15 protein-coding genes are annotated in these 16917 nt (G+C 43.8%); 9 read left to right on the plus strand and 6 right to left on the minus strand.

All coding sequences use genetic code 11. The features are described 5' to 3' along the window. Window positions 1–248 precede the first annotated feature (248 nt). The gene (locus IHV80_RS07935; protein ID WP_192890678.1) at window positions 249–2276 is read right to left on the minus strand and encodes a sensor histidine kinase; all 2028 of its coding nucleotides are present in this window, start codon (window positions 2274–2276) and stop codon (window positions 249–251) included. Continuing rightward, the gene (locus IHV80_RS07940) at window positions 2266–3729 is read right to left on the minus strand and encodes a sigma-54-dependent transcriptional regulator (protein ID WP_192890679.1); all 1464 of its coding nucleotides are present in this window, start codon (window positions 3727–3729) and stop codon (window positions 2266–2268) included. The genes IHV80_RS07935 and IHV80_RS07940 overlap by 11 nt, the downstream gene beginning before the upstream one ends. Window positions 3730–4032: 303 nt before the next feature. Between IHV80_RS07940 and IHV80_RS07945 the strand changes: the two genes are divergently transcribed. The 6 genes from IHV80_RS07945 to IHV80_RS07970 all read left to right on the plus strand — a co-directional run bounded on the left by IHV80_RS07945 (window position 4033) and on the right by IHV80_RS07970 (window position 9349). Beyond that, complete coding sequence (locus tag IHV80_RS07945) at window positions 4033–4839, plus strand: substrate-binding domain-containing protein (protein ID WP_192890680.1); 807 nt, start codon at window positions 4033–4035, stop codon at window positions 4837–4839. A gap of 151 nt (window positions 4840–4990) precedes the next feature. Next, the gene (locus tag IHV80_RS07950) at window positions 4991–5689 is read left to right on the plus strand and encodes an ABC transporter permease (protein ID WP_017107083.1); all 699 of its coding nucleotides are present in this window, start codon (window positions 4991–4993) and stop codon (window positions 5687–5689) included. Window positions 5690–5699: 10 nt separating this feature from the next. Further along, window positions 5700–6419: an energy-coupling factor ABC transporter ATP-binding protein gene (locus IHV80_RS07955; protein ID WP_065103429.1), complete on the plus strand. Its 720-nt coding sequence runs from the start codon at window positions 5700–5702 to the stop codon at window positions 6417–6419. Continuing rightward, a complete protein-coding gene (mobA, locus tag IHV80_RS07960) occupies window positions 6397–6981 on the plus strand; it encodes a molybdenum cofactor guanylyltransferase MobA (RefSeq protein ID WP_192890681.1) in 585 nt (194 codons plus the stop codon). The genes IHV80_RS07955 and mobA overlap by 23 nt, the downstream gene beginning before the upstream one ends. Beyond that, the gene (locus IHV80_RS07965; RefSeq protein WP_192890682.1) at window positions 6981–8798 is read left to right on the plus strand and encodes a bifunctional molybdopterin-guanine dinucleotide biosynthesis adaptor protein MobB/molybdopterin molybdotransferase MoeA; all 1818 of its coding nucleotides are present in this window, start codon (window positions 6981–6983) and stop codon (window positions 8796–8798) included. Before mobA ends, IHV80_RS07965 begins: the two co-directional genes overlap by 1 nt. A 284-nt stretch (window positions 8799–9082) precedes the next feature. Continuing rightward, entirely contained in the window at window positions 9083–9349 is a 267-nt protein-coding gene (locus IHV80_RS07970; protein ID WP_004733780.1) for a DUF2960 family protein, read from the plus strand. A gap of 147 nt (window positions 9350–9496) precedes the next feature. On the opposite strand, the gene nagK is transcribed toward IHV80_RS07970, so the two are convergent. Together nagK and IHV80_RS07980 are read right to left on the minus strand one after the other, a co-directional pair. After that, on the minus strand, window positions 9497–10405 hold the full coding sequence (gene nagK / locus IHV80_RS07975; protein ID WP_017112058.1) for an N-acetylglucosamine kinase: 909 nt from the start codon (window positions 10403–10405) through the stop codon (window positions 9497–9499). Between the two features lie 163 nt (window positions 10406–10568). After that, a complete protein-coding gene (locus IHV80_RS07980; RefSeq protein WP_192890683.1) occupies window positions 10569–11315 on the minus strand; it encodes a tRNA-uridine aminocarboxypropyltransferase in 747 nt (248 codons plus the stop codon). A 72-nt stretch (window positions 11316–11387) separates the two neighbouring features. Here IHV80_RS07980 and IHV80_RS07985 point away from each other — a divergent pair, with 72 nt between their 5' ends. Beyond that, the gene (locus IHV80_RS07985; RefSeq protein WP_192890684.1) at window positions 11388–12182 is read left to right on the plus strand and encodes a sterol desaturase family protein; all 795 of its coding nucleotides are present in this window, start codon (window positions 11388–11390) and stop codon (window positions 12180–12182) included. 127 nt (window positions 12183–12309) lie between these two features. Here IHV80_RS07985 and IHV80_RS07990 read toward each other — a convergent pair whose 3' ends face one another. After that, window positions 12310–14364: a methyl-accepting chemotaxis protein gene (locus IHV80_RS07990; protein ID WP_192890685.1), complete on the minus strand. Its 2055-nt coding sequence runs from the start codon at window positions 14362–14364 to the stop codon at window positions 12310–12312. Between the two features lie 104 nt (window positions 14365–14468). Here IHV80_RS07990 and IHV80_RS07995 point away from each other — a divergent pair, with 104 nt between their 5' ends. Beyond that, window positions 14469–14954, plus strand: coding sequence for a C40 family peptidase (locus IHV80_RS07995; RefSeq protein ID WP_192890686.1), 486 nt, complete (start codon window positions 14469–14471; stop codon window positions 14952–14954). A gap of 54 nt (window positions 14955–15008) precedes the next feature. Here IHV80_RS07995 and IHV80_RS08000 read toward each other — a convergent pair whose 3' ends face one another. Continuing rightward, window positions 15009–15353 carry a DUF3802 family protein gene (locus tag IHV80_RS08000; RefSeq protein WP_192890687.1) on the minus strand — a complete coding sequence of 115 codons (345 nt, stop codon included), beginning with the start codon at window positions 15351–15353 and terminating at the stop codon, window positions 15009–15011. Window positions 15354–15923: 570 nt separating this feature from the next. Between IHV80_RS08000 and IHV80_RS08005 the strand changes: the two genes are divergently transcribed. Continuing rightward, on the plus strand, window positions 15924–16790 hold the full coding sequence (locus tag IHV80_RS08005) for a fructosamine kinase family protein (RefSeq protein ID WP_192890688.1): 867 nt from the start codon (window positions 15924–15926) through the stop codon (window positions 16788–16790). Window positions 16791–16917: the final 127 nt, after the last annotated feature.

The raw sequence follows: 16917 nt of genomic DNA on the forward strand, positions 1-16917 counted from the left end.
ATTTTCGACCAAGTTATCAAAATCCCGTACAGTTCAGATGATATGCATCAAGATCGAATGATATACACTGTGTTACATAATCAAAAGGAGGTGCTCGTCAAACAGGCAGAGGTTGAGATTTAGTAGGTGATAGTTTAGTAATGCGGAATTTTCGTGCTTGGGCTGAAACGTTCATGTAACAGCCCAAGCGCAGTAGAAACATTATCGGGTGATAATTTTTGGTTGGATTCGATCTTAACGTTGAAAAATTAAAGATTCGATACCAGCAACTGGGGAGTAGCCTTTTGTTGAAGATAGATACTAAAACGGCTTCCCTTACCAACTTCAGATTCAACACGTATCTCGCCGCCCGTTTGGCTCAAGATGCTTTGAGACACTGACAAGCCTAAGCCTGTACCGTCTCGTTTGGTTGTATAGAAAGGTGAAAAGATACGTTTCAATTGTTCTTCTTTGATACCACAGCCTTCATCTTCAACATGAACAATTGCCCCATGAGACACGCCATTTTCAACCCAGTCTTCACTTGAAATAGTCAATGTGCCCTTTCCGTCCATAGCGTGAATCGCATTCATCTGTAGGTTAACCAGAATCTGCAATAATTGGTTGCGGTTCACTTCAACAGACGTTTTAGCGTGCAGTTGCGATACGTACACAATGCCTTTCTTCTTAGCTCCCGTTTTGACAAGCGTAATGCTCTCATCAACGATTGGATTGATGTGTTGCCAAGTGATCTCATCTTGTACGCCACCATGACGGCTATATTGAAGCAGGCTTCGTGTAATATTTCGGATTCGGTCAATCTGCTCCATGATCGCGTGGACTTCTTCGTCTACACGAGCGACTTCGTCACCGAGTTCAAACTTCATTAATTCGACGTTGCCAAGAATCACCGCCGTCGGGTTGTTAATCTCATGGGCGATGCCCGCGGTTAATTCACCTAGCGCGGCTAATTTTTCATTGACCACCAGCTTGTCTCTCGCTTGGTTTAACAACTTGATATGCAGTTCTAATTCTTCGGTTTTTTCTTTCAAGCTAGCAGTTCGAGAATGGACCTTACATTCGAGTTCTGAAGCGGCTTGTTGGATCTCTTGATTACGTTCGTGCAGCAAATCCAACATCTTGTCGAATTGTTTAGCGAGCAAAGTGAGTTCATGTTGATCGTTTAACCCCAGCGTACCGATTCGCTTGTCTTGCCCCATCTGGACTAGCTTGACGACCTTATGGATACGTTCAATTGGGTTGAAAAGATCACGCGCTCCACGGTGAACGATCAAGCCTGAAGCCAACAATAACAACACGATAATGATGCTGATCTCACCAAGGTTGGTTAAATAGGTCTCTACTAATGGCCAAATCAGGTAGCCGGTATAAAGCATACCAATCACATTATCGAATTGGTCATGAATCGGCTGATAGGCAGTAATGTACCAAGCGTCGTAAACATACGCCCTGTCGAGCCACTTTTTACCTTCATTCAAAACTTTTGAGTGAACTTCATGAGAAACGCGAGTACCAATTGCACGCCCTGCACTGTCTTCACTACTTAACGGTACGTTGGTGCTCACTCGAAGATCATCGAGGAATACGGTAACGGTACCAATACGGCGATTGAACCCATCGCGTTGCGGATAAATTAGGTTGCTGATCTGGTCGACTAATTGAGTACTGTTATTAAGTAGAATCCCTCCATCGAGAAAACCAATCACTTGGTCTTTGTTATCTCTAATGGAGACCACTGTGCGGCTGACTAGGCCTCTCGTTTCAATACCCTGGCCGTTTAGCATAGGCACTTCGGCTTTTTTGGGGAGATCTCGGTCTAGGGTCCTGAGTTCATCATGGCTTAATACACTGAAAAACGACTCTTTGTGTGTCAGGTTCAGGTATTCAAGCTTCTTATCCATACGATCAACACTACGCCAGCGCAGAAAATCGAGCTCATAGCGCGACTTGTTCGCTGAAACCCAACGAGTGAGATCTTCTTTTGATATATCACTAGCGAGTTTGATTCGGAAGTTGTAAGACTCGGCAAACGCTTGAACATTATAGGCCTGTTGGTTTTGAATCAGTTGGATACTATTGTCTGCAACATCCAAACGCTCATCAACATCGATCAATGCGCCCTGCCATGTGTAATGAACAGACCAATACAAAGTGATCGCAACCAGAGCACATAAGGTTAAGATGATCGGCGCAGACGTTAAAAATAGTAGACGATAACGCACCATGGTTCTGAATCGGAACGCCCACTTTGACCACCATTGACGTCTAATCGGCATATTCAGAGCCTTCTGTATTCCACTCTTTGTATTTACGCTCTAACGTTTTACGAGCAACGCCAAGATCTCGAGACGCTGCTGATTTGTTTCCATCATGAAAACTAACCAGTTGTTCTATATGGGCTTTCTCAACATCTTTTAGCGTCCAAGTGTTCGGATAACCTTCAACGGCATCATTGTTATCCAAATTAGGCAACTCAGCACCGTGTGACACCGTCACTGAAATACTGGCGGGCGCTGGGTCACCGTTAATCTCACGCCAATAGTGAGCTGGTGGCTTGTCTAATAGGATGCAACGTTCCACTAAATTTTTAAGTTCACGAATATTTCCTGGCCATTCGTATTCGTTCATCGCCAAGATATCTTCATGCGCCCAGTTTGGAACTGGCACACCCAGCTCACTCGATAGCAAACGAGTGAAGTATGGAACCAACTCAATTAGATCCGATGGGCGTTCTCTTAATGGCACGACATCAATCTTGAGTACATTGAGTCGGTAGAACAAGTCACGGCGGAAGTGTCCTTTATCGACTTCTTCCTGAAGATTTCGGTTGGTTGCTGCGACGACACGTACATCGACGGTAATCTCTTTCTCACTGCCAACAGGACGAATTGTGCGTTGTTCTAACACACGTAAAAGCGCTGCTTGCATTGGTAGTGGCATTTCACCGATCTCATCAAGAAACAGTGTGCCGCCACTTGCGACTCTAAACAGACCTTCTCGATTTTTCTTCGCACCAGTAAAGGCTCCTGACGTGTGGCCAAACAATTCACTTTCTAAAAGCTCAGGAGCAATCGCTCCGCAGTTAATTGGTACGAATGGCCCTGTTCGTTTGCTGGCTTCATGCACGCCACGAGCAACCAACTCTTTACCCGTCCCTGATTCGCCTTCGATTAACACCGATGCTCTTGATGGCGCGAATTGACTGATGAGTTGTTTAAGTTGTTTGGTTTTATCTGAGTTACCGATCAATTCGGTTTTAATATGACGGCTAACATCGCGCTTCAACGCATATTGCATTCTTTGATCTAGCCGCTTGTCCATACAGCGAAGTACCGCTTTTATCATCTGTTCTAAGTTGAAAGGCTTCAAAATAAAATCAGAGGCGCCAAGTTTGAGTGCGGAGATGGTCATTTCGAGGTCAGCGTAACCCGTCATGAAAATAACATCAGCGCGTTTGTCGGCGTCGTTGAATACCTCTTCCCATTCAATACCAGAACGACCCGGGAGATTGATATCAAGAACGATCAAATCGAAGTGCTCGTTGCAACGCAGAACCTCGGCTTCTTCTACGGAACCGGCACTGGATACCTTGCCAAAATACTTACCTAGTGCTTTCTTAAGAATAGCCTGCATACCAATTTCATCGTCGACCACCAAGACAGAAAATGCCTGATATTGAGTCAATGTGTTGGAGTTGAGGTTGGAGGCGCTTGAACTAGGTAAAGACATAATAATCAGCCGATAGGGAAAGTTGGGACAGAGTGTACCAATTAACCTTTTACGCAACAGGGTCAATGTGCGACATTTTGTCCTAGCTCATGTTTTGTTTTAATTTATGAGGTCAAAAGGCGCAGTTTCGTTCGAAATTACAGCAATTTAATGAGATCTGATGCATGATTTATTGGCACTAACATTGCTTATAAGGTGATGATTTCTAATTACAAAAATTAGCATCGTATGAACATGACCTTCTTTGAGCCCCTTGAAGTTGAAGGCGTGTCATTCACTTATAACAGAATGGACATAATAATAATGAAAGCAATTCCCTTAACTATTGCCGCTCTATCTATCGTCAGTTACTCGGCTAGCAGCGCAGAAGACACCACGCATATCAAACTTGCGACAACAACAAGCACATATCACTCTGGCCTACTAGACTACTTATTACCTGAGTTCGAAAAAGACTCTGGTATTAAGGTCGACGTTCTTGCAGCTGGTACGGGTAAATCACTTCGTATGGGTGAGAACGGCGATGTCGATCTCGTGATGACTCACGCACCAAAAGCAGAAGCGAATTTCGTTGAACAAGGCTACGGCGTTCTACCTCGTAAACTGATGTATAACGACTTTGTTATCGTAGGTCCACAAGACGATCCAGCACACATTGAATCTCAAAAAGCAGTGGCTGATGTGTTCAAAGCGATTGCAACGAACAATGTGACGTTCGTTTCTCGTGGTGACGATTCTGGTACTCATAAGAAAGAGATGGGTATCTGGGCACAAACCAAAATGGAACCAAACTTCGGCGGTTACCGCAGTGTTGGCCAAGGCATGGGCCCTACTCTGAACATGGCGTCTGAAATGCAAGGCTACACCATGACAGATCGTGGTACTTGGTTAGCTTACCAAAACAAACTTGACCTAAAAGTATTGTTCCAAGGTGATAAGAACCTATTCAATCCATACCAAGTGATTCTAGTAAACCCAGAGCGTTACCCTGCGATCAATTACCAAGCAGCGAAAACGTTCAGTGATTGGTTGGTTAACCCTAAAGGGCAAAAACTGATTAATGACTTCAAGCTACACGGCAAACAGTTGTTTGTTGCTAGCGCTGAATAGTCGTCGTCATTGCACTATTCTTACAGGGTGAATAGTGAACTCGAAAATAATCAATAGCTGACTCACCCTGTTTCGCAAACCCAGTGTCAGCTATTACTAAAATATCAGCATTACTTTTTAAGACTTATTGTCGCTTTAAACGAGATACTTCATGACCCTATGGCAAACAACGCTTGATGCAATGAATCTACTGGTGAGTTTTGACCACGAACTGTGGAAAATCGTCGCGGTATCCTTCAGCGTTTCATTGTCCGCCATTTCATTGGTGATTGTTCCTGCAATCATTATGGCTTTCTTATTGGCTTACACCGAATTCCCCGGTAAATGGGCGCTGCTTTCGGTGATCAACACCTTACAAGCGATACCGACCGTGGTGATTGGCTTGTTGATGTACATGATGCTCTCTCGTTCTGGCCCACTCGGTGATTGGCAACTGCTATTCACCCAGAAGGCGATGATTCTCGGTCAGATGCTGATCTGTTTCCCTATTTTGGTTGCTATGATGCATGGCGCGCTGCAAGCTAGCGATCGCCGAGCAGTAGAAACGGCACGTACTCTTGGAGTCTCTACCACTCGAGTCGCGTGTACTTTAATTTGGGAAACACGATTCCCTCTGTTGGCAGCGACCATTGCGGCATTTTCACGCATCGTAACCGAAGTCGGTTGTTCGATGATGGTCGGCGGCAACATTATGGGAATGACACGAAATATCCCAACGGCTATTGCTATGGAAAGTCACAAAGGCGCATTTGCTCAAGGTGTGGCACTTGGTATGGTTTTATTAGCATTGGCATTAGCCCTTAACTTTTTCCTTTCCAGTGTGAGAGGAAAAGGCTACTTGAGAACTTAGGAACGCTGTCATGAGTATAAAAATAACAACGCAGCAAATTTCAATGCGCTACAAAGAGCGTGTTTTGTTCCACATCCCAGAACTGTCGATCGGCCCTAACGATGCTATTTATCTCAAAGGCGATAACGGTGTTGGCAAAACGACCCTACTTAAAATCTTGTCAGGATTGATCAAGCCGAGCTCTGGCCGTATTCAGTCCCCGACACAAAGCTGGCAACACAGCCTGTTTCCTAGGCTAAAATTTAAAGACATCATTTATCTACACCAAACCCCTTACCTTTTTGATGGCTCGGTGTACCAAAATGTCGCTTATGGCATTCGCTTTAATAAAGAGAGCCAAAAAGATAAGCGAGCTCAAATAATTAATGCGTTGAGGATGGTAGGTTTAGAAACCCTAGCAGACGAGCACATTTCTGTTTTGTCTGGTGGTGAGCGTCAACGCGTAGCAATGGCACGAGCTTGGATTCTCAAGCCTTCAATCTTACTGATGGACGAACCAAGTGCTTCTTTAGACAAAGAATCTATTGAAAGATTGGTCATTATGGCCGAAGATCTTCTTCAGAGAGGCGCGAGTTTGGTCATCACTAGCCACCAAACTAACGCGTTAACCGATTTATGTAAGAAGCAGTGGTGGATCAAAGACAACACTTTGACTGAATCACCGCTTCTTCAAGTTATTAAAAAGAACAAAGCACAAGAGAATATTTATGTTGCTTCCAACGCAAACTAGTTGGGTTATTTTGGCTGGCGGACAAGCCAGCCGTATGGGCGGAAAAGATAAAGGGCTCGTTGAGCTCAACGGTTCTCCGCTTATTCAATACGTTATAGACAAGCTGTCACAACAAGATGTCAGCATTACCATCAATGCCAACCGTAACCTCGACAGTTACCAAGCATTTGCTCCGGTTGTTTCCGATTCATTCCCTGATTATCCTGGCCCTTTGGGTGGGATTCACGCTGGTCTTAAAAACGCGAACACAGATTGGGTCGGATTTGTTCCTTGCGACAGTCCCCAAATCAGTGACGACCTTGTTGAGCGTTTTTGTGCAGCGGTAAAAGAAGACAGCGACATTCTAGTGGCTCACGATGGCGAATTTAAGCAACCTGTATTCACCCTGTTCCACAAACGTGTTCTGCCAAAGTTAGAAGCGTTTTTAGAGCGTGGCGACCGCAAGATCATCTTGTTATACAAAGAGTGTGTGACTGAGTACGTAGACTTTAGCGACGCGCCTAACTGCTTTGTTAACCTCAATACGCCAGAAGAACTCACCCAATTTGGAACGCTTCAATAATGAAAGATTCAGAACAACGCCCTAACCTTCCTTTATTGGGCTTTGCTGCTTATAGCGGCACAGGCAAAACAACAGTACTTGAAGCGTTGCTGCCTCTGCTGACTAATGCGGGTTTAAAAGTGGGTGTTCTTAAACACGCTCACCACGATTTCGATGTCGATAAGCCAGGTAAAGACAGTTATCGCCTTCGTAAAGCAGGCGCAAATCAAATGCTGATTGCATCGCGTAATCGTCACGTGATGATGACTGAGACTCCAGAAGCGGAAGCCGATTTTGATTACCTGCTAACTCGCTTTGATACCAATACGCTTGATCTGATTTTGGTTGAAGGGTGCAAGAATATTGCTTTCCCTAAAATTGAATTGCACAGAGATGAAGTTGGTAAACCTTGGTTGTACCAAAACGATGACAACATTATTGCTATCGCCGCAGACAGCCACGTTGAATCTGACCTGCCTCAAATGGCAATCAGTGACTTAGAAGCGATTCGTGATTTCATCATCGAATATGCTCAGTCATTCGACCCTTCATCGACAATAAGCAAAATAGCGTCGTGTTCATCTTCAAAAGACGATACACCTGTCGTGTGTTGTGACTCCTTCTCTCCTGCTGGTCTAAGCGTTACGCAAGGTCAGAAAAAGATCGTCGATAGTATTGATGCGTTGGTTCTAACTGAATCCGTTGAGTTAGAAAAAGGCTACGGTCGCGTACTAGCTGAAGATGTAGTCTCGCCAATCAATGTGCCTCAAAACACCAACTCTGCGATGGATGGCTACGCAATCCGTAGTGAAGATTTAGAACTGGATAGCTACCAATTGGTTGCGGAAGTTATGGCTGGTCACAGCTACGATAAAACCGTTCAACAAGGTGAAGCCGTTAAGATCATGACAGGTGCTCCAATGCCTGAAGGCGTTGATGTTGTTGTGATGCGAGAGCAAGCCGTTCAAGAAGGCGACACAGTTAGCTTCCCTGACGCTAAAATCTCGGTAGGACAAAATGTCCGTATGGCGGGTGAAGATTTAGAAATCGGTCAACCTGTCTTTACTCGTGGTACACGAATCGAAGCGCCAGAAATGGGCATGATGGCGTCACTGGGTTTTGGTACTTGCCCTGTCCTACGTAAAGTGAAAGTTGGAGTGTTCTCTACTGGTGATGAAGTTCAAGCGCCGGGTAGTGAGCAGAAGCCGAACTCTATCTACGACTCGAACCGTTTTACGATCATCGGCATGCTTCAAAAGCTGGGTTGCGACATCGTTGACTACGGCATCATTGAAGATGACGAACAAAAGATGATGGATGTACTTCATGCTGCGTCGTTAGAGACCGACATGGTTCTGACTTCAGGTGGCGTGTCTGTCGGTGATGCTGACTACATCAAACTCGCATTAGATAAGTTGGGTGAGATTAACTTTTGGCGTATCAACATGCGTCCGGGTCGCCCTCTTGCTTACGGCAAAATTGAAGACAAACCTTTCTTCGGTTTACCGGGCAACCCAGTAGCCGTTATGGTGTCGTTCATTAACTTTGTAGAACCAGCTATTCGTAAGCTACAAGGTCAAACCAACTGGACACCAGTGAAAGCGAACGCGGTAGCGACTGAGCAATTACGATCTCGTCAAGGTCGTACTGAGTTCAGCCGCGGAGTGTTCTCAATGAACGAATCCGGCGTGCTTGAAGTGAAAACAACGGGTAAGCAAGGTTCAGGTATTCTGCGTTCAATGAGCGAAGCGAACTGCTTAATCGAAATCTCTCCAGCGGTTGATACCGTAAAAGTTGGTGAGACGGTAACGATCATTCCACTGCAAGGCCGTGTTTAATTGAAGGTTCAATGAGACCTAAATTGACTTAGTAGTTCTTTAATTGACTTAGAAGCTCCTTGCAAAAACATAGACGAAGCCCCTTCTATCGAGCTTTCGATGTTAAGGGGCTTTTTGTTCTGTTCGTTTCGTAAAAGACAACCTGTCTAGTCCCTAAAAGACAGAAAGCTCAAATCGCGATAAGCGTGAAGAACGATAATCTTAAGATTTTTTATCATAACCTTGAGCCACGTACTGTTTTTATGTAGAGTGCGCGCAAAGTAATAATTCTATTGGAGAGCATCATGGCTCGTACCATTCTGTACACTTACAAAGACGAAGACAAAGAGTTACTGTTTTCGAAACAAGAACACCGCACGATCCAAGAAGCTGTAGCTGCAGCTGAAGGTATCGACATCACTGAGTATCTAAAAACTGAGCAACAGCTTGAGTTTATTTCTGATACTAAAGCGGTTCGTAACTACCAAGATAACTATTTCCGCAAGCTTGGCTTTACTAAGCTTACGTTGAAGCAAAAAGACAACCTTGGTGTTGGTAAAAAGAAGAAGTAAGCCCTCTGGCTTCTAGCTTCTAGCTTCTAGCTTCTAGCTTCTAGCTTCTAGCAACGAAAACACCGAACAATAAAAAATGCCGCAACCTCTTTCGAGATTGCGGCATTTTTATTTATGCTTTTTACCTAGCTTAGCATTAAGTTGAGATTACTTAATGTTAAGGAATGCAGCACCACGAACGCCGCCTGAATCACCGTGTTTCGCTTTGATGATCTTAGGGCACTTAGCTACAGAAAGCAGGTACTTAGGTATGCGCTTTGGCATTTCTTCGTAGATAAGTTCGAAGTTAGAAAGACCACCACCCAGTGCAACAACATGTGGGTCAAGACCTGTAAACAGGTTTGCAAAACAGATAGCCAATAGCTCCATGAAGCGATCTACGTGCTCCGCCGCTTTTGCTTCACCTTCGTTGTATGCTTGGATGATTTCAATCGCTTTCTTCTTCTCACCGAAGTAGTGCTCATAAATCAATTCGAAGCCACGACCTGATAAGTAACTGTCTAAACAACCTTTCTTACCACAACCACAACCTAATAGCGGTGCGTTGTCTCCAAGGTGGAACCACGCATCAATAGGAAGACGCATATGGCCTAGCTCACCCGCAACGTGGTTACGACCAGAGAAAACTTTGCCTTCATAAACTAAACCGCCACCGAAGCCCGTGCCTAGAATTAGGCCAGCCACTGATGGTTCATCTTTAAGTTCATCATCCCATGCTTCTGAAAGCGCAAAACAGTTCGCATCGTTCTCGATTTTTACACTACGACCAATAAGCGCTTCTAAGTCTTTACGTAGTGGCTTACCTGTTGAAGCCGGTACGTTAACAACAAGCATTGTGCCATCGTCTGCGTTTTCCATGCCAGGAAGACCAAGGCCAATTTTGCCTTCGCAAGAGAATTCGCTGTCGTATTTTTTAACTAAACCAGCAATCGTATCAAGTAGTAGTTGATAGTCGTCTGTTGGTGTTGGAACACGTTCTGTTGCTACTCGCTCAAGTTTCTCATTGAATGCACCAAACTCAATTTTTGTGCCGCCAACATCGAAGCCGTAATACATGAAATCTCTCCAATTTTTCCCTAAATTCGGGCAAATAAATTTTTTAAATTAAACAACTGAGGAGCATTATCCATAACACTCCCCCTACAAACCGTGATAGATAACAAACTTATCTCGTGATCGAGTCTGTTTGAACAACAAGTCAGCACAAAGCGGTTAAAGGTTAGAGTGAAGTCTCACTTTTACTGTGTTCTATGAAAGCGTTCAGGCTAGGTTTGGTCGGATCTGACTTATAACGCGTCTTACTTAGCATGTAGCTTTCGCGAAATGCTTCAAACCATAGCTGTAAAGTCTTGGCGCCCTGCTGTTCGCCCGCTTGCTTTAATACTAAGCTCGCGACTTCTGCAGTAGAAAGGTGTTGTTCGTTGTCTGACTTACGCATCATGTATTGAGAAACCGATTCAGGCTCAATCGATAATACAGGTAAATCTTGTAGATATTCTGAACGACGGAAGATACGTCGTGCTTCACGCCAACTGCCATCAATGAAAATCAGCAATAACGTTTTGTTTGGGTTACGCATTTGTGGCAGATCTTGAACCACGCGCGTTTTGTCGTCGGTATAGTCTTCAGGGAATACGATCACGGGTTGGTATTTGTCATCTTTGAGGACATCCAACATCTCTTGATTTGGCTCAGTACGATGCCAAAGGTACGCGTAGCTGTCCTTAACCGTGTCGACAATGAGTCGCCCAGTATTGCTTGGTTTCAAGATTTCGTTATCTGACAAAATCAACATGGTGGCGACGTTCGTATCTATGTTTGGTTGATGCTCACAGATACAGCTGTCTTGTTTGATTTTGCAATACTCACATCGAACCACTTTACAACCGCGTGCATTAAACGGCTTAGTAGCAATGGATAAACGGTGTTGGTATAAACGGTGGAAAGCGTGGATTCTCATGGACAATAACGACAGATAGAACTAGAAAAGTGGCACGATTGTACTTACAGTGGCTTGATAATGATAGAAGGAATTCTTATGCAGGACCCAGCACTACTACGCCTTGTTTGTTTTATCACCGCTTTCACGTTGTGCGCGTTGTGGGAATATCGAGCCCCTCGAAAAACGCTGACCCAGAGTAAATGGTTTCGTTGGGGGAATAACTTCTCTTTGATGGCTCTTAACAGCGTTTTAATGGCGACATTAATACCTGTTGCGGCCTTTCAAGCTGCGATTATTGCTGGGCAAAATCAATGGGGTCTGTTTAACACTGTCTCATTGCCTTTTGAAATCACCGTATTTTTGTGTGTCGTGTTGTTGGATTTAGCAATTTATACACAGCACTTAGTCTTTCATCGAATTCCCCTGCTTTGGAAACTACACAGAGTTCATCATGCTGATCTCGATATCGATGTGACAACTGGTACCCGTTTCCACCCGATTGAGATGATCTTATCGATGTTGATTAAAGTCGCGTTGATTTTTGTACTCGGCGTTCCGGCGTTAGCTGTGGTGATATTCGAAGTGGTGTTAAATGTGAGTGCGATGTTCAACCATAGCAATGGTCGACTGCCTCTGTGGCTGGATAAACAATTACGTAAAGTGATTGTCACGCCCGACATGCACCGTGTTCACCACTCCGTCATTGTTAAAGAAACCCATTCGAACTTTGGTTTCTTCTTATCAGTATGGGACATTTGGTTCAAAACCTATCGCGCTCAACCCAAGCTTGGCCATGACAAGGTCAGTATTGGTGTTCCAGAAATACGCGATGGAAAAGAGCAGCGATTGGATAAACTGATCACCCAGCCATTTAGATACAATGAAAAATAGAATGCTAACGTTACGCTTTTAGGCCTGCGGGAAGAACAACAGAAAAGGCAGAGTCTTTAACTCTGCCTTTTCTGTTGATTCTATTTCGTTTCCTACATGCTAGGTCGACAACTCCCTTTTCCCAGTGCTACCTTTCAGCTTGCAACTGGTACTTGTGAAGCATTGCTTGCTGATGCCCTGCGATCTCGGCGACTTGTTCCGAGCTTTCAATCATAGATTCTAACTGCAATTTGGTATCTTCACCCTGCTCTGATACCCGGGTGATTGAATGCGTCACATCGACAGTGGCACGTGCTTGTTGTTCTGTCGCGACCATGATTTGCTCGACTCGCCCTTTAATCTGGCTCACTGCAACTTCAATTTTTTCAAAAGCTTGCTTAACATCACCACTGGTTTGCATCGCATTGGCCATTTCGCTTCGAGACTCAGTCACCGCCGAGCGAGAGCGGCCAGCTGCAGCGACCAATTCATTCATCATATTGCGAATGTTAGTGGTTTGTTGAGAAGTGCCGCTGGCTAACTTTCTAACTTCATCAGCAACCACAGCAAAGCCTCGACCTTGTTCACCTGCTCGCGCTGCTTCGATTGCGGCGTTCAATGCCAGCAAGTTGGTGTTTTCTGCAATACCGCTGATCACGTCGACCATTTCACGGATCTGTTTAACGCGTTCGTCGAGGTCGGTCATCGATTCTTCGTTGAGACTCAAAGAGTGTTCCAGAGCTTGCAGGCGTTGTTGATTGAGTCCGACAACTTGGCTGCCAGTTACCGATTCGTTTTCAGCAAGTAACGCGTCGTCATTTGATGCATTCGAAATTCGTGCAATTTCACCAATCGAGGCTTCAAGCTCAGTAATCGTTGTAATCATGTTCTGCAACGATTCGTTCTGCTCATTCAAGCTAGAATTAGTTTGTTCGGCGGCGTCATGGCTTACTTCAGCGGTTTGGTAGAGCGTTTCACAGTTACGTGTCACCAAGCGCACGGAATCTGCTGTTGAATCGACCACGGTATTCAGTTTCGATGCAATCACTTGTAACTCTAAAGGACCCACTAATGCGCTTTGCTTTGAAAAATCATGATCTGCAAGCAAACTTAACTGTTGAGTAATATTTTTCAGGCCTTTGTTGACCCAGCGACGTAACACTAACCAAGAAATCACGATGATTACGGCGATCACGAGGCCGCTAATAAACAACACTCGGTCAATATTGGTAATGGTCTGGTTAACGACTAGCTCGCTCTTATCAATCAACTGAGAGGCGGTAGAAGATAATTGGTTCAGTGTGTTGATGACGGTGTTCGCTAAAGAAATCACTTCAGCGAGATCTTGTTCTTGTTGTTGAACTAACTCTAATTTCAATAGCAATTGCTTGATAACGCCTTGTTCGGTGAAGCCCTGTTTTACCATTTCATAAGGTGCGGTTAGGCTTGCGAATTCAGCAATGTCTGGGTGCCAATCTGCAAAGTCGCTGTAAGCCAAGTTAAGACCCGCAATTCGGTTTCTTAATTGGCGATATTCGTCTTCTGCTTTCTCGATGTCAGATTGCATCATCAACATCAAGAAGGTATTTGCCATTGCTAACGCACTTGAAGTGAAACGATTCGCTGCATCACTGGCTTCAGGATTATCTTCCACCAAAAATGAACTGATACGGTTCATTTCGGGTCCGATCGAACCAACACCGTAACGGAACTCACCCATCTTACTGTCGATCAGGTTTTGCTTATTTTGAATCTCAATCTGGGCTAGTAGAACCGTGTTGGTCATGGCTTGTAGTTGAGCCATATCATCGATAAGATTTTGTTGTTGTTCTAGAGAGATCGCATCAGGAAAAGATTGGGAGATAAAAAGGAGTTCCTCTAGCGTCGTGTTACTCTCGGAAGCGAGTTGATCAATAGATCCTCGTGTTGCATTTAGCGTATTTAAGTCGGTTGATTGGGTGCTGTAAGTAAGAAGTTTGACTTGTTCTAATACGCTCTGAGTTAATTCCGCGTTGTGCAGTGCAAGCGGTAAAGCCTGTTCCGATAACGTATCAAAATATCCGCCGACTCGCTCAACACCTCTTATGCTGACCATTGATAAAAAGCTGACAAGTAAAAGAATGGAAATAAAGACAGCACTAACGGTTTGGATGAGCGAGAATGTATAACGCGAGGGTTTTATTGATAAATTTGTGTCGGGCATGTGAAATCCAGTTTGACTACGAAAAGAGATATCCTTAAGTTAGTTCGTATACTAGAAGTCCTTGATGACGTTTTTATTTCATTTTTTTTTCAGAAGAGTTACATATGAAATTCAGGAAAATGCTTGCAGTTACAATAACTTTCGCAACATTAGCTGCATGTAGCTCAACACCACCGCCCCCTCACTTCAGTCAAGTCGCACAGAAACCCTTATCAAAATCAGAACAATTGACTGTTAATGCCTATATGAGTGTGTATGACCAGTGGAAAGGTGTGCCTTATCACTTTGGTGGCACGTCATTTAGAGGTGTTGATTGCTCTGCATTTGTTCAAATTGCAGTACAAAATGCGACTCAGCAAGCACTGCCAAGGACGACAAAAGATCAGAGTCAACAAGGAAAAGAAATCGCATATGAGCAAGCGATAAGTGGTGATCTGGTTTTTTTCAAAACCTCACCAAAGGTTCGACATGTAGGCGTTTATCTGGGAAACAAACAGTTCCTACATGCGTCTACGTCTAAAGGCGTGATTATCTCAAGGCTTGATAACCCCTACTGGGCTTCAAAATTCTGGCACTTTAGACGTATATAGTTTGAAGTTTATCTGACTTTAATTGCATTGATTTAACGTCAGCGGCAATCGATCTTAGTCGTATTTAGCAACTGCAGTGTCAAACAAGTTTTTCACTAACGCTATGTATTCATCAAGAAAAACAATCTGTTCGTTCGTCGCTTTCTTAGACCAAACACCTGCCAAAACTTCACCTAAATCAGCCACAACAGCATCGGCCTCTTTCAACAATTGAAAACGAACGCTGGCATGCAATTCTGGGTTTTGCTCAAAAATGGCCATGATGTTGCTTGAAATCATGTCTGTTACGATATCTTCGACACTTTCAGTGCCAGTATCACCAGTACCTTTGGTGAATACATCCAGGTTGAATGATAGGTGCTCGATTAAAGCTAAGTAGCCATCGGTTTCTACAACCACAATAAATCTCCGTTTTAAGCTCAAGAGTAGATTAATACGTACTTGGCTAATACTATGTAAATTAGGTCATTTGTCATCATTTTATTATTAAAAGTCGCATTTAAATGATCCTTGTTAGCATTTGAGCTCAAATTTAAATCAATCTCTCAAGCATTAAACAAACCATCGAATGAAGCATGGTGAAAAGACCAACAAGAACGTGATTCAATGCCATGCTGACGTTCTACTTAATGTCTGACGAATGCTAACCATCTTATTAGAACCAAATAAGGTAACGTGTAGACGATACCAATCCGTCCCTTCTTTTCCACTTAACAAGTATCTTATCAGATGCAGATGTGATGCCAGTTCCAAACTGCTGGCTACCTAACAAAGTATAATTTCTTTTGTTATATCAAAGGCATTGAGACAGTCCGAGTTCACAAATCCTGTAATTGATGCATATTGATATGAATAAGAGCTAAGAACATTGACCAGAACGTCTATAAATTGCTCAGATTTATCCTAAACTATTGCTATTAAACTAATTGTATTTAGTATTTTAAACTAACAGTTCTGTGAGGATTTCCTATGTGGCAGGCCATTTCTCAACAGCTTTCAGACACCCTTTTATTTAACTTTCAGATTACTGAACGTACTAAGGTGCCTGGTGGTGACATTAACGATTGCTATATGATCAGTGATGGTAATGAACGTTACTTTGTAAAAGTGAATCAGCGGGAATTTCTCCCAAAATTTGAAATTGAAGCTGAGAACCTACGTCTATTAAGAAATACCTCCACCGTCTATGTCCCAGAGCTTGTGCTTATTGGTAAAACCAAAGAGTGCTCGTTCATTATCCTCAATTACCTACCGACTAAGCCTTTAGAAACCGGCAATAATAGCTATGACTTTGGCGTTCAACTAGCACAACTCCACAGATGGGGTGAGCAAAAAGAGTTTGGTTGCGATCAAGATAACTATATCGGCAGTACCCTTCAGCCCAATCCGTGGCATAAAAAATGGGGCCGTTTTTTCTCAGAACAGCGTATCGGTTTTCAACTGCAACTTCTGAAAGAAAAAGGCATCGAGTTTGGGGACATCGACGATATCGTCGATATGGTAAATATGCGGCTTGCAGGCCACAACCCTCGTCCTTCATTACTTCACGGTGATCTTTGGAAAGGGAATGTTGCCAATTCCGCATTTGGCCCAATTTGTTACGACCCAGCTTGCTATTGGGGTGATCATGAGTGCGATTTGGCGTTAACCGAATTGTTCGAAGGCTTCCCTGAAGAGTTTTATGATGGCTATCAAAGCGTCATGCCGCTCGACGTTGGCTATACTGATCGAAAAGACATTTACAACTTGTACCATCTTCTTAATCACTGCAATCAATTTGGCGGCGAGTATTTAGCACAAACCGAAGCGTGTATTCAGAAGATTCAGGCCTTTTAATACTAATTACAGCGGTTGACCAAGAGCGATAGAAGCTATCACGATTAATACAAGTGATCAGGTTCGATATAAGCTACGACGATTGAGAAAGCTACTGAAATTGATAAAAGTTACAATGAGGAGAATT

The sequence above is a fragment of the Vibrio bathopelagicus genome, from assembly GCF_014879975.1.
GTDB lineage: Bacteria > Pseudomonadota > Gammaproteobacteria > Enterobacterales > Vibrionaceae > Vibrio > Vibrio bathopelagicus.

Coding starts and splice junctions, on each gene's coding strand:
- IHV80_RS07935 (WP_192890678.1), bottom strand. CDS start 2,276: ATGCCGATTAGACGTCAATGGTGGTCAAAGTGGGCGTTCCGATTCAGA.
- IHV80_RS07940 (WP_192890679.1), bottom strand. CDS start 3,729: ATGTCTTTACCTAGTTCAAGCGCCTCCAACCTCAACTCCAACACATTG.
- IHV80_RS07945 (WP_192890680.1), top strand. CDS start 4,033: ATGAAAGCAATTCCCTTAACTATTGCCGCTCTATCTATCGTCAGTTAC.
- IHV80_RS07950 (WP_017107083.1), top strand. CDS start 4,991: ATGACCCTATGGCAAACAACGCTTGATGCAATGAATCTACTGGTGAGT.
- IHV80_RS07955 (WP_065103429.1), top strand. CDS start 5,700: ATGAGTATAAAAATAACAACGCAGCAAATTTCAATGCGCTACAAAGAG.
- mobA (WP_192890681.1), top strand. CDS start 6,397: ATGTTGCTTCCAACGCAAACTAGTTGGGTTATTTTGGCTGGCGGACAA.
- IHV80_RS07965 (WP_192890682.1), top strand. CDS start 6,981: ATGAAAGATTCAGAACAACGCCCTAACCTTCCTTTATTGGGCTTTGCT.
- IHV80_RS07970 (WP_004733780.1), top strand. CDS start 9,083: ATGGCTCGTACCATTCTGTACACTTACAAAGACGAAGACAAAGAGTTA.
- nagK (WP_017112058.1), bottom strand. CDS start 10,405: ATGTATTACGGCTTCGATGTTGGCGGCACAAAAATTGAGTTTGGTGCA.
- IHV80_RS07985 (WP_192890684.1), top strand. CDS start 11,388: ATGCAGGACCCAGCACTACTACGCCTTGTTTGTTTTATCACCGCTTTC.
- IHV80_RS07990 (WP_192890685.1), bottom strand. CDS start 14,364: ATGCCCGACACAAATTTATCAATAAAACCCTCGCGTTATACATTCTCG.
- IHV80_RS07995 (WP_192890686.1), top strand. CDS start 14,469: ATGAAATTCAGGAAAATGCTTGCAGTTACAATAACTTTCGCAACATTA.
- IHV80_RS08005 (WP_192890688.1), top strand. CDS start 15,924: ATGTGGCAGGCCATTTCTCAACAGCTTTCAGACACCCTTTTATTTAAC.